Raw genomic sequence first — 13,288 nt, forward strand, 5'->3', positions numbered from 1 at the left:
ATTAAAATTCGGCGTTTTGTGGAGTTCTTGGGAATGGAATCACGTCGCGGATGTTTGTCATTCCCGTTACAAATAAGACCAAACGCTCAAAGCCTAAGCCAAAGCCCGAGTGGATAGCGGTTCCGAAACGGCGGGTATCCAAATACCACCATAATTCTTCTTCGGGAATGCCTAATGCGTTCATTTTTTCGATCAACACATCCAAACGTTCCTCTCGTTGTGATCCACCCACAATTTCGCCAATGCCTGGGAATAAAATATCCATAGCGCGTACCGTTTGTCCGTCTTCATTCAAACGCATGTAGAACGCTTTTATTTTGGCGGGATAATCAAACAAGATCACGGGCGATTTGAAGTGTTTTTCCACCAAATAACGTTCGTGTTCACTTTGTAAATCGGCTCCCCATTCTTCAATGAGGTATTGGAATTTTTTGTTTTTATTCGGTTTCGAATTTTTCAAAATGTCTATCGCCTCGGTATATGAAATTCGAATAAAATTATTTTCCAAGACAAAGTTCAATTTCTCCAACAAAGCCATTTCACTGCGTTCGGCTTGGGGTTTGTTTTTTTCTTCATCGATCAAACGTTGTTCCAAGAATTTCAAATCATCGGCACAGTTTTCCATTGTATATTTGATCACATAGCGAATGAAATCTTCGGCCAAATCCATGTTGTCGTTCAAATCGTTGAAGGCCACTTCGGGTTCGATCATCCAAAATTCCGCCAAGTGACGTGAGGTGTTTGAATTCTCCGCACGGAATGTTGGACCAAAAGTATACACCTGACCTAATGCCATGGCATACGTTTCTGCTTCTAATTGACCCGAAACCGTGAGGTTGGTTTCACGACCAAAGAAATCTTCTTTAAAGTTCACTTTGCCGTCTTCTGTGCGTGGTGTGCCATCAAAAGGTAAAGCCGATACGCGGAACATTTCACCCGCACCTTCGGCATCACTTCCCGTAATAATGGGCGCATTGAAGTAGAAAAATCCTTTTTCATTGAAATATTTGTGAACCGCATAGGCCAATACCGAGCGCACACGCATAACAGCACTAAAAGTGTTGGTGCGTACGCGTAAGTGGGCATTTTCGCGTAAAAACTCAAGGGAATGTTTTTTAGGTTGTATCGGATATTTCTCCGCATCCGAATCGCCTAAAATTTCTAGCTTGGTTACTTGGATTTCGTATTTCTGTCCCGACCCTTGGCTTTCTACCAATGTACCTTGGATGTCTAGAGCTGCTGAGGTCGTAATGCGTTTCAAAGTAGCTTCAGGCGTATTTTCAAAATCAACCACACATTGAATATTGTGTATCGTCGAACCGTCGTTCAAAGCAATGAATTGTTTGTTGCGAAAGGTTCTCACCCAACCACGAGTGGCCACTGCTATGCCGCCTTTTTCACTTTCTAATAAGGCCTTAATCTTTGAATATTTCATGATTATTTCTTGATTTTCGAGTAGGACAAATATACTTTAATTCTTTTTTTCTTCGAGGGCATCCAATTCTTCATCGGTATGTTCCAAAATGTCGATGGTCGGTTCGATAAACTCTTGCTCGTTGGCCAAGGTTTTGTTCAACGACAACACCAAAGAGGGCAGCAATACCAAATTGGACAACATTCCAAAACAAAGGGTAATAGCCACCAATCCACCGAGGGCTACAGTACCCCCAAAACCGGAGAGCATGAAAACCGAAAACCCAAAAAACAGGACAATCGAGGTGTAAAACATACTGATTCCAGCATCATCAAAAGTGGCAAAAACTGATTTTTTAATTTTCCAATCGTTACGTGACAGTTCCAATCGGTATTGTGCCAAAAAGCGTAAGGTGTCATCAACCGACATTCCAAAAGCTATACCAAACACCAACAACGTAGAAGGCTTCAACGGAATGCCCAAAAAGCCCATCAACCCTGCGGTCATCAATAATGGAAGAAGATTCGGAATGATGGCTACCAACACCATTTTGAACGAACGGAACATAATCGCAACCAATCCTCCAGTGAGGAAAAAGGCAAACAATAACGACGACAAAAGATTGTCCAAAAGGTAGTTGGTTCCTTTTTGAAAAACCGAAGCGCGTCCTGTAATCACCACATTATAGCGCTCTTTGGGAAAAAGTTTGTCGGTTTTTTGACGAATCTGCTGTTCGATTCCCGGCATTTTTTCTCCCGTTTCGTCCTTGATAAAGGTGGTTATGCGCGCAATCGATTTGTCGTCACTCAAGTAACTTTTAAACAGATTTTCATTTTTCCCTTTGGCGGTATTTTTAATATAAGTGGCTATGAAAGGCTCCTCCTGTGCGGTGGGCAACTGAAAATAATCAGGATTTCCGTTGTAATAGGCTTGCTTAGCATATTTGGCTACACTGACAATTGAAAGCGGTTTGGACAAATCAGGGATGTCGGTGAGCGTTTTTTCCAACTCTTCCAAACGACGGAGATTGGTGGCACGCAAGGCACCGTTTTTCCGTTTGGTATCTATCATAATTTCCAGCGGCATCACCCCGTCAAATTCTTTTTCAAAAAAACGAATATCCTCAAAGAAGGCTGTTTTCTTGGGCATGTCTTCAATGATACTTCCCGAAATTTTGATTTCATAAATCCCGATAATGCCAAAAATCAAAAGGATAATAGAAACCATGTAAACACTCAGTCGGTTGTACTTGACGGTATTGACGATCCACACAAAAAAACCGGTGAGGTATTCGCGTTCAAGGTGCCCCAAATGCCTCGGAATAGGCGCTGGGATGTAACTAAAGAAAATAGGAATCAGCAACAGACTCAGCACATACACCGCAATAATGTTGATCGTTGTAAGCACACCAAATTCTTGTAAGAGCACATTGTTGGTGGCAATAAACGTGGCAAAACCCACAGCGGTTGTAATATTGGTCATCAAGGTGGCGGTCCCCGTCTTGGTGATTACCCGTTGCAATGCCTTGGCTTTGTTGGCGTGTTTGTAATATTCTTGATGGTATTTGTTGATGAAAAAAATACAATTGGGAATCCCAATCACAATCATCAAAGTAGGTACCAGCGCTGTGAGCACCGTGATTTCGTACCCCATTGCCCCCATAATCCCAAAAGACCACATAACCCCAATAATCACAATGATCATAGAGATTAATGTTGCCCGAAATGATCGGAAAAAGAAGAAGAAAATCAATGACGTTATCAACAATGCCGCTCCAATGAACAGTCCAATTTCGTCGGTGATGGTTTTCGAATTGTACGAGCGAATGTAAGGCATGCCCGATACCCGAAGATCGACACCCGTGGCTTGTTCAAACTGATTAATTTTATCCGAAAAACGTCCGAGGATATAGTCTTTACGCGCTTTGGTGTTGACCAATTCCTTTTTCATATACACCACCGATCGCAGTGTACTTTTGTCTTTACTGTACAATAATCCTTCGTAAAAAGGCAAACGCTGCGTCAATTCGGCACGGGCTTGTTTCAAGTACGCTTCGTCTTTTAGCTGGGTTTTATTCACAAAAGGGGCCAATTCAAATTGGGCCAAGGAATCATTTTTGCGAAGGATTTTAAGGTTCTCCAACGAAAGTACAAGTCCGATTTCGGGGTCTTTCGCCAAATTCGCCATCAAAGTCGTATAGGCTTCAAAAACCTTGGGCGTAAACAATTTAGGGTCTTTTGAACCGATGACAATTACATTTCCTTCTTCCCCAAAAACCTTTAGAAATTGGTTATAGTCCAAATTAACCTGGTCGGTTGCTGGAATCAAGTTGGCCTCGGTATTCGAAAATCGAATGTGTTTCCATTGCATAGCCAATACGACCGTCAATAAGACAATCCCAAAAATAAATCCCAAACGGTTTCTTAGGATGATGCGAGCAATTATTTCCCAAAATCCAATGCCGAGTAATTTTTTCATAGGCGCAAAAAAGGTGTGCAAAGGTAGTGAAAAGCGTTGAAAACAAACGGAGAAGGACGGAATCTTTTCCTGCGAATAAAGTGGTTCCTTTTTTTATTTTTGGAAAAAGAATCGCAACCTTTACGAAAACAAACTTCAAGAAATTACCCTACTTTTGTTAACCAAGTGACACAACAAGTTTGCCCTTATGAAAAATCTTAAAAACTCATTGTTTTATTTAGGCGTTACCGGTGGATTTACCGCTCTAATGTTTTGGATTATTACCCAAGGGAAAGAGTTAGAAATTGGCCGAAGAATCATTTCCAATGCCTCTCAAGACACCTTTTTTAATCAATTTTTGGATGCGATTATTCACAATCTAAAACACCCTCTGGCCATTTTATTGTTGCAAATCATTACCATCGTCATTGTCGCCCGTTTTTTTGGTTGGATTTTCCGAAAAATTGGACAGCCTACGGTAATTGGGGAAATCATCGCAGGAATTTTTCTTGGGCCCTCCGTTGTGGGGATGTATTTGCCCGAGTATTCAGCGATGCTCTTTCCTGTGGAATCTCTGGGAAATCTTCAGTTTTTGAGTCAAATTGGCTTGATCCTTTTCATGTTTGTCATTGGGATGGAACTCGATTTGAAAGTCTTGAAAAATAAAGCCAACGACGCCGTGGTGATTAGCCACGCCAGTATTGTGTTTCCGTTTGCGTTGGGGATCGGACTTTCCTATTTCATTTACCACCGGTTTGCGCCAGCGGGGGTGGAGTTTTTGGCGTTCAGTTTGTTTATGGGAATTGCCATGAGCATTACTGCTTTTCCGGTTTTGGCCCGTATCGTGCAAGAACGCGGTATTCACAAAACTCGCCTAGGAACCATTGTGATTACTTGTGCTGCTGCCGATGATATCACAGCTTGGTGTTTGCTCGCCGCCGTAATTGCTATTGTCAAAGCGGGAACATTTATGAGTTCGCTGTACGTGATTGGATGTGCCACACTCTACGTACTGATGATGCTATTTGTGGTGAAACCCTTTTTGAAAAAAGTCGGCGATTTGTATGCCAACCGAAATGAATTAAGCAAGCCAATTGTGGCAATTTTTCTGCTTACCCTGATCATTTCATCGTATATGACCGAGGTGATCGGAATTCATGCGCTTTTTGGAGCGTTTATGACAGGAGCTATTATGCCCGATAGTACCAAATTTCGTAATATTTTTATAGAAAAAGTAGAGGATGTGGCTTTGATTTTACTCCTACCGCTCTTCTTTGTTTTTACGGGGTTACGAACGCAGATCGGACTCATAAGCGATCCGGAGTTGTTGAAAATAACGGGCTATATCATCTTGGTGGCCGTAGCCGGTAAGTTCGTAGGATCGGCTTTGGCGGCGCGATTTGTAGGCCAAAATTGGCGCGATAGTCTTACCATTGGTGCCTTGATGAACACGCGCGGCTTGATGGAATTGGTGGTGCTAAATATCGGTTTTGACTTGGGGGTTTTGTCGCCCGAAATCTTTACCATGATGGTGATTATGGCGTTGGTAACGACTTTTATGACCGGACCGGCCATCGATATCATCAATTTTATTTTTAAACGAAAAGCGGCTATTCTCCCTCAAGAAATTGTTTCCGAAGGGAAATTTAAAATCCTAATTTCTTTTGGGAATAATGAAAAGGGGAAATCCCTACTTCGTCTCGCGCACAGTTTTGTGAAAAAGCAAAATGAGCATTCGCAAGTCACCGCCCTTCATTTATCCCTAAGTGATGAAATTCACTCCTACAACCTTGAAGAATACGAGCAAGAAACTTTCGCCCCCATTTTGGCCGAATCCAAAGCATTGAATCAAGAGGTTACACCCGTGCTCAAATCGACGGTGGACATCGAAACCGATATTGCCGAAATTGCCAACGAAGGGAATTTTGATTTGGTATTAATCGGACTTGGGAAGTCCATTTTTGAAGGTTCACTGTTAGGGAAAGTGCTGGGATTTACCACTCGAATCATCAATCCCGATCGCTTGCTGGATAAGTTTACAGGAAAAGAAGGCTTGTTTGAAAACTCACCCTTTGATGACCGAACGCGGTTTATCATTTCAAATAGTAAAAAACCTTTAGGGATTTTGGTTGATAAAGACCTTTCTACGGTCGAGGATGTATTTGTTCCCATTGTAACGCCCGAAGACGTTTTTCTCTTGGATTATACCCAAAAACTAATCTACAACAGCCAAGCCACCGTGACGTTTTTGGATGTCAACAATCATGTGAAGTCCAATTTTGTTCTAGAAAAGGCGATTGCAGCGTTGCAACAATCCTATGGTGCTGATAAAGTTACGGTTATCCGTGAAGACGAGATGAAAGCAGGACTCATGGCCAAACAAGATTTGATGATGGTGAGTTTGGAAAGTTGGAAACAGCTCGTCGATGCCCAGTCTTTGTGGTTGAGTACCGTGCCTTCGGTTTTGATTTTAAAACCCTAAATCGAGGTTGTAACTCACTTTCAACGAAAGGTTGTCTTCAAATTTAGCTAAACCATACGGGCCATACCGGGTAAAAAAGGTAATTCCAAAGCCTTTAAAGAGTTGGTTCACTTCGACACCACTTTCAAAATAGCCTTCCTCCAAGGTTTTGTAGGTAAATCCTAAATGGCGTTCTTTATTTTCCATTGTACCAAAAGCCATGCGGGTGACCACCGAAATTTCGGGTTTGATGCGGTATGCAATTTTTACTTTATTAAAGGTGTGTCGGGCTTGAAAACTAATGTATCGACTGGAGAAAAATTCATTGAAAAACATGGTTTCAAAGCTGTTTTTACCCGCAATAGTAATTCGTTTTAACAACGCATCGCGGTTGAGGTTGTTTGGGGCAATACTGTACAAATGGGTTAGCGGCGCTTCGCCAAACACCAAACCACTCTGTATGATAAATCCGGTTTCTTGTCCCGATAAATACTTGATTTCGTGATTGATACGAAAATCTATTTTTGAAAACTGAAAATCAGCACCCAACAATTGATCAAAGGCTTGGGTCAATTGCAGGGTAAATTTGGGATATCGTTTGTTGATTTCCAAACGCCCGGTTGACGTTTGCATATACGAACTAAACGGATTCCATTGCACTGCCATTTGCAAGGTTGTTAAGGTGTACTCACCTAGCAATCGATCGCCTTGTTGGTATTGGTATTCAAAACGGGGAACGATAGCACTGCGGCTGATTCCGGCATAAAGATCGGTTTTAGGAATGTATTTGCTTTCCCAGTAGGCTGATGCAGTTTTGTGATTGTAAAAGGTAGAAATGTTGATGGGACGCGGGTCGTAAATACGAAAACGCCGGCTTTCAGTGGCAAATTGTATTTGACCGATTTCAGCCACATCATCGGTATACGATAGGGAGGCCCAGCTGTTGGTCTCGGCGTCCAATAAGAGTGAAGGCGCGATGTGGTATTTGAAAGCATCGTCTTTTAAACCGTAGGCGACATACGCTCCGATCTTATATTTTTCAGAAAAACGGGTGTTGGTAGTTCCCCCAAAACCAAGTCGGAAGCCTTCATAATTGTTGTATTTTAAAATACTGCGCAGGTCCAAATCAAATTTTCCCAACGGCAAATACCCGTTAAAAATTTTCCGCCCGAGAAATATTTTATGCTCAATTTTTTCGGCAGTAGCCAGACTGTCAATGTTGATGTAAGTGGGCATTTTTCGACGGTCAAGGGTGTCCCGTTGCATGATGCGCCAGTAGCCATCGGGTTTGCTCATACTGGATTCGGGGACATCAATTCGAATAGCGGGTTGACGCGTTACCACATTTTGGTTGATTTTTACATCAAACGGTTTGGATTCCAATTTCAAGTACATCCGGTCGGAGGCGTTTTGTTCCAATCCTTCAATGCTGGAATTAAACATGATCGTACCGCCAAACAATTTTAAATCCTCGGAATTATCTCCTTTAACCACGAGCAATTTTCGTTTTTCGGGAAACCAAATGTTGTGTTTTGGGAGCCAGTTGAAGGTATAGGTAGCATTGATATTGACCATGCCATACACCCGAAAAAAGGCTTTAGCAATTGCAAAATTTTCGGCGTCGATGTACAACAATCCACGTAATTTATTGGAGTTTAATTTTTTGGGTTGAAAATAAATGCGGTAAACTGTTCGGCCTTGAATCGTAAGGGTGTCAACCATTTTAAAAACAAACATTTTACGCCCATAGGACGAAATCGGGTTTTGAACGGTAACCTCCAATATGTCCAAATACCGATCGTACAACGAATACGAAATCAAGTTCAATCCCAAATACTCGTACAGCGGTTTTTTGAAGCCTGCCATACGCGAGGCAAGCACGGTTTCTTTAGTGCCGTAATTGTTGAACTGAATTAAATTAACTTTTTCGGTTTGGTACAAATGTTGTTTTTCGACCAATTTTTTGAACTTGTAATTAGAAGAGTCCAAAACCATTTTGGGTTTGCCAAACCAGCGGGGTTTGTAAATAGTATCAATTTTGGTGGAGATAGAATCGGGATTAGCCGTCACCAAAAGCGTTTCATAGTTTTTGTATTCGTAGGTTTGAAGAACTTTTTCCGGCTGATTTTTTGCGCGGTTTTCGATGACTTTTTTTAGGATGGCATTGGTTTCGTTGTCGGTATAAATTTCAGCCGATTTTTGCGATTGGTCGGAAACCATTTTAATCAAAATAAAGGGAGCACCCACGCTGAGGTAATGATTTTTGTCGTGGTAGCCTTTGTAACTAACCTGAATCGGCTTGGTTTCTTCGTCAATGACCAATGAAAAACGACCCTCCCAATTGGTGTACACCGTTTGGTTTTGGTAGGATACCATCGCAAAAGCAATCGGGATGGTCGTATCGTAATCGATGACTTGTCCCTGCATTGTTTTTTGCGCACTCAGGATTTGGGTTAGCCAAAGCAACCCGAAAATCCAACTGTTTTTCATGGACGTTTGTTTAGTTTGATGGGTACAAAAGTAGGAATAAAAAAATCCGTTAACAGTAAGGATAACGGATTTTATAGTACGAACGTATTGGTTCGTTATACTTTCATAATTTCAGCTTCTTTCACCGCGAGATGTTCTTCAATTTTTTTGATAAAATTGTCGGTTAATTTTTGCACATCATCTTCTGCTTTTTTACACAAATCTTCCGAAACGCCGTCTTTTTCCAATTTCTTGATTTCAGTATTGGCATCTTTTCGGTGATTGCGAATCCCGATTTTTGCGTCTTCCGCTTCATTTTTGGCTTGTTTTACCAAATCACGACGACGTTCTTCCGTAAGTGGTGGCACACTGATGATGATTACATCTCCATTGTTCATCGGGTTAAAGCCAAGGTTGGCATTCATGATGGCCTTTTCAATGGGCGTCAACATACTTTTTTCATACGGTTGAATCGTCAAGGTGCGCGCATCGGGTACATTGACATTGGAAACTTGGGAAAGCGGTGTCATCGACCCATAATAATCCACAAATACACTGCCCAACATTTGTGGGGAGGCCTTACCGGCACGGATGTTTAAAAACGATTTTTCAAGGTGTGCTACCGAAGCATTCATCGCATCTTTTGCTTCTTCCAAAATCAATTCAATATCTTCCATAATTCAGTATTAACAAAGTTAGATAGTTACAACAGTTCCTATGGTTTCGCCTTGGCAAATCTTCAATAAGTTCCCCGCTTTGTTCATGTCAAAAACTACAATGGGTAATTGGTTTTCTTGACTTAACGTAAAAGCCGTGGTATCCATTACATTGAGGCCTTTTTGAAGCACTTCTTCGAAGGAAATAAAATCAAATTTTACGGCATTTTTATCTTTTTCAGGATCGGCGGTGTATACGCCATCGACTCTAGTTCCTTTGAGAATAACATCTGCACCTACCTCCACACCGCGAAGAACGGCTGCCGTATCGGTCGTGAAATAGGGGTTTCCAGTACCCGCACCAAAAATCACAATGCGCCCTTTTTCTAAGTGACGCACAGCTCGACGCTTGATATAAGGTTCGGCAATCGATTCAATTTTCAAGGCCGTTTGCAAACGGGTTTGCATGCCTTTATCTTCCAAAGCGCCTTGCAAGGCCATTCCATTAATTACCGTGGCCAACATGCCCATATAATCGCCTTGTACACGGTCCATACCGTTGCTAGCCCCTGCCACTCCTCTGAAAATATTACCGCCACCAATCACAATAGCAATCTGAACGCCTTGGTCATGGACTTGTTTAATTTCGTCGGCATATTCGGCCAAACGTTTCGGGTCAATGCCGTATTGACGGTCACCCATCAACGCCTCACCGCTTAATTTTAAGAGAATTCGGTTATATTTCATAGGAAGGTTTTGCTTTTTTCTTTTTTGCAATGCAAATATAGCGATATTCTAATGTTGTAAAAGTGCCCTGAAAAAAATTATCCCAAGACCTCATGATATCGTTTTTGGGCTTCATCGTACCCAATTTGGAAAATTTCCTCCATTTTATGTTTATTGGTTTCAAAGGTGCTATAATTGCACAGCGCTTCCGGTTCGATAATCAAATCGCAATTGTTAAATTTTTGCAAATGGGTGTGCGCATAGAGCAAATCAAAGGCCCTACTGGTAACCGCTTTAATCGATCGCAATTGGTCGGCTTGAATTTTTTCAATCGGACTCACATAAATGCCAATAATATAATCACAAGCGTCGGCAATCAAGTCGGCGGGAAAATGATTTAGAATTCCCCCATCACTGTAAATATTTCCATCAATAATATGCGGTGAAATAACCCCAGGAAATGCCGATGAAGCCAAAATCGCATCACTGATGGGAACATTTGCCTCAAAAACACATAGCTTTCCCTGTACCATGTCGGTAGCGGTGATGTACATCGGCAGTGGAAAATCGCCAATGGTTGCTTTCCCAAATATTTGATCAAAATATTTTTTAAAGGAATCCGAGTCGATGAGCCCTGGTTTTTTTAAGGTAAAATGGGTCCAATGAAAAAAATAAATCGATTGAAAAAACTCCAAGATTTCAACGGGACTTTTACCCCATGCATACAGGGAGCCTACAATCGAACCCGCACTGGTACCTGAAATAATTGCGGGCTTTAGTCCCTGTTTTTCCAAAAAATGAAGGGCTCCTGCATGGGCCAACCCTTTGGTGCCACCACCAGACAAAACATAGCCAATACGTTGGGAAGTTAGCGTTTTCATAGGCGTGTAATCTAGGTTACCAACCAAATATACGAAATGCATTACCTTTGCCCAAACAAATCACTAAACCCATGAATACAATTATTCAAGACAGTTTACAAAAGAGTTACACTTATACCGCCTATCGTCACTTGATGCAAACCTATGCGCAAGAGGGAAAAACTACGGGGGAGCAAACAGAGGCTTACGTTCATTACACCCATTTGAACGAAGCGCGCATGCATCGTTTGGATAAAACAATCACCTTAACGCCTGAGGTCAGTCATTTCTTAGACCAATTGCCAAACGAATTACTTTGGGTAGTTTTGGCCGAAACGTGGTGTGGTGATGCCGCTCAAGTACTCCCTGTTTTAGATAAAATGGCATCACATACTCCAAAAATTGAGATGCATGTGGTGCTTCGCGATGAGCATCCTGCCTTAATGGATTTATTTTTAACCAACGGAACCCGTTCTATTCCCAAATTAATTATCGTTGATAAAGTTTCCGGTGAAGTCCTTGGTGATTTTGGACCCCGACCCCAAGGAGCCAAAGAACTGATAGTAGCTTATAAAGCAGCGCACGGTGTAGTCGACGATGAAGCCAAAGCAGCACTGCAAAAATGGTATCTGCAAGACAAAGGGGTTAGTATTCAAAACGAGGTGGTAGCTTTATTGCAACCCGTTAAAGTATAAAACAAAGGAGTTCATTTGGACTCCTTTTTTGATAGTAGTGCAACAAAGTCCTCGGGGGTGAGCGCTTCTTCGACCGAATAATCGCCAATTTTAGTGCGGCGCAAGACCGTTAGATGCCCGCCTGATTGCATTGCTTTTCCGAAATCATAAGCCAAAGAACGAATGTACGTTCCTTTGCTGCACGTAACCCGAAAATCAATTTCGGGCAAGGCGATTCGGGTAATTTCAAATTCGTAAATAGTGGTTTTTCGCGCTTCAATTTCGACCTCTTCCCCCGCACGGGCATGCTCGTACAACCGTTTGCCGTCTTTTTTTATCGCCGAAAAAACAGGCGGTTTTTGCATGATTTCGCCTTCAAAGGTTTGAGCTGTTACTCGAATTAAATCTTCTGTAATATGATCAATGGGAAAAGTAGCATCGATTTCGGTCTCTAAATCATAAGAAGGTGTGGTTGCCCCTACCGTAATTGTTCCCGTGTATTCTTTGGTTTGCCCTTGAATTTCTGGAATTTTTTTAGTGAATTTCCCCGTACAAATGATGAGTAAACCTGTAGCTAAAGGATCTAATGTTCCCGCATGTCCAATTTTGAAGGTTTTAGAAAATTGGTACTTGCGTTTTAAAGCGTATTTGATCTTATTTACCGCTTGAAAAGAACTCCATGTAAGCGGTTTGTCAATGAGTAAGACTTGCCCATCTTTAAATGTTTCAGCCGTCCAACTCATGGTTTTACCAACGTAAAGTATAATAACAATGCGGTTCCAGCGATGATTCGGTAGTAGCCCCAGGGTTTGAAGCCATATTTTTTGATAATACCGATGAAGAATTTAATCGCAAGAATCGCTACCACAAAAGCAACTGCATTACCGATTAAAAACAATTTGAGATGTTCGCTATTTTGCGTTAGCAATTCATAGCCTTTCAGCCCCGTATTTTCGTATGTTTTTAAAAAAATTGAATACGTTGTCACGGCGAGCATCGTTGGAACGGCCAAGAAAAATGAAAACTCAGCGGCGGCTGCGCGAGTGAGCCCTTGTTGCATGCCCCCAATAATTGAAGCCGCCGACCGACTCGTGCCGGGCATCATGGCCAAACATTGCCAAAGACCAATAAAAAATCCTTTTTTATACGTGATTTCCTCCTCAGAAGTCACCGTTGGATTTTGAAAACGGGCGTCTACAAAAAGCAAGACAATTCCGCCAACAATCAAAACAAGAGCAATGGGAATAGGGTCGCCTAATACCGCTTCAATTTTATCGTCAAATAATTTTCCCAACACCAAGGCCGGAATAACCGCTACCGCCAATTTGAGGTAAAAACCGATTCTTTTGAAATCAAAAAACTTGCGCCAATACAACACAACTACGGCCAAGATGGCGCCAAATTGAATGGCAACTTGAAAGAGTTTTACAAAATCATCGTTTTGAATGCCAAAATAAGCACTCGTAAAAATCATGTGGGCCGTAGAAGAAACCGGTAAATATTCGGTCAATCCTTCTACAATAGCTATGAGAAGCGCTTGAAGTAAGTCCATGGTGTCGTATTAAGTCTCC

10 protein-coding genes are annotated in these 13,288 nt (G+C 41.8%); 2 read left to right on the top strand and 8 right to left on the bottom strand.

Annotation, left to right across the window (positions count from 1 at the left end):
• Position 1: 1 nt before the first annotated feature.
• Positions 2-1,435 (bottom strand): asparagine--tRNA ligase, encoded by a 1,434-nt coding sequence (asnS, locus tag BUC17_RS01660; protein ID WP_073360827.1) that lies wholly within the window; start codon positions 1,433-1,435, stop codon positions 2-4.
• A gap of 36 nt (positions 1,436-1,471) precedes the next feature.
• A complete protein-coding gene (locus BUC17_RS01665) occupies positions 1,472-3,892 on the bottom strand; it encodes an efflux RND transporter permease subunit (protein ID WP_073360830.1) in 2,421 nt (806 codons plus the stop codon).
• A gap of 187 nt (positions 3,893-4,079) precedes the next feature.
• On the opposite strand from BUC17_RS01665, the gene BUC17_RS01670 reads away from it, so the two are divergent.
• A complete protein-coding gene (locus tag BUC17_RS01670) occupies positions 4,080-6,353 on the top strand; it encodes a cation:proton antiporter domain-containing protein (RefSeq protein ID WP_073360832.1) in 2,274 nt (757 codons plus the stop codon).
• Here the strand turns inward: BUC17_RS01670 and BUC17_RS01675 are convergent.
• From BUC17_RS01675 to BUC17_RS01690, 4 genes are all read right to left on the bottom strand, one after another.
• A complete protein-coding gene (locus tag BUC17_RS01675; RefSeq protein WP_073360834.1) occupies positions 6,342-8,822 on the bottom strand; it encodes a DUF5686 family protein in 2,481 nt (826 codons plus the stop codon). The genes BUC17_RS01670 and BUC17_RS01675 overlap by 12 nt on opposite strands.
• A 95-nt stretch (positions 8,823-8,917) precedes the next feature.
• A complete protein-coding gene (frr, locus tag BUC17_RS01680; protein ID WP_073360837.1) occupies positions 8,918-9,481 on the bottom strand; it encodes a ribosome recycling factor in 564 nt (187 codons plus the stop codon).
• Between the two features lie 15 nt (positions 9,482-9,496).
• A complete protein-coding gene (gene pyrH / locus BUC17_RS01685; protein ID WP_073360840.1) occupies positions 9,497-10,204 on the bottom strand; it encodes a UMP kinase in 708 nt (235 codons plus the stop codon).
• Positions 10,205-10,281: 77 nt separating this feature from the next.
• On the bottom strand, positions 10,282-11,064 hold the full coding sequence (locus BUC17_RS01690; RefSeq protein ID WP_073361194.1) for a patatin-like phospholipase family protein: 783 nt from the start codon (positions 11,062-11,064) through the stop codon (positions 10,282-10,284).
• Between the two features lie 71 nt (positions 11,065-11,135).
• Between BUC17_RS01690 and BUC17_RS01695 the strand changes: the two genes are divergently transcribed.
• The gene (locus BUC17_RS01695; RefSeq protein WP_073360843.1) at positions 11,136-11,738 is read left to right on the top strand and encodes a thioredoxin family protein; all 603 of its coding nucleotides are present in this window, start codon (positions 11,136-11,138) and stop codon (positions 11,736-11,738) included.
• 11 nt (positions 11,739-11,749) lie between these two features.
• On the opposite strand, the gene truB is transcribed toward BUC17_RS01695, so the two are convergent.
• Positions 11,750-12,460, bottom strand: a complete 711-nt coding sequence (gene truB, locus BUC17_RS01700; protein ID WP_073360845.1) for a tRNA pseudouridine(55) synthase TruB — start codon at positions 12,458-12,460, stop codon at positions 11,750-11,752.
• Positions 12,457-13,269, bottom strand: a complete 813-nt coding sequence (locus BUC17_RS01705) for an undecaprenyl-diphosphate phosphatase (RefSeq protein WP_073360848.1) — start codon at positions 13,267-13,269, stop codon at positions 12,457-12,459. Before BUC17_RS01705 ends, truB begins: the two co-directional genes overlap by 4 nt.
• Positions 13,270-13,288 lie beyond the last annotated feature (19 nt).

This window comes from Flavobacterium fontis (assembly GCF_900129405.1).
Lineage (GTDB): Bacteria > Bacteroidota > Bacteroidia > Flavobacteriales > Flavobacteriaceae > Flavobacterium > Flavobacterium fontis.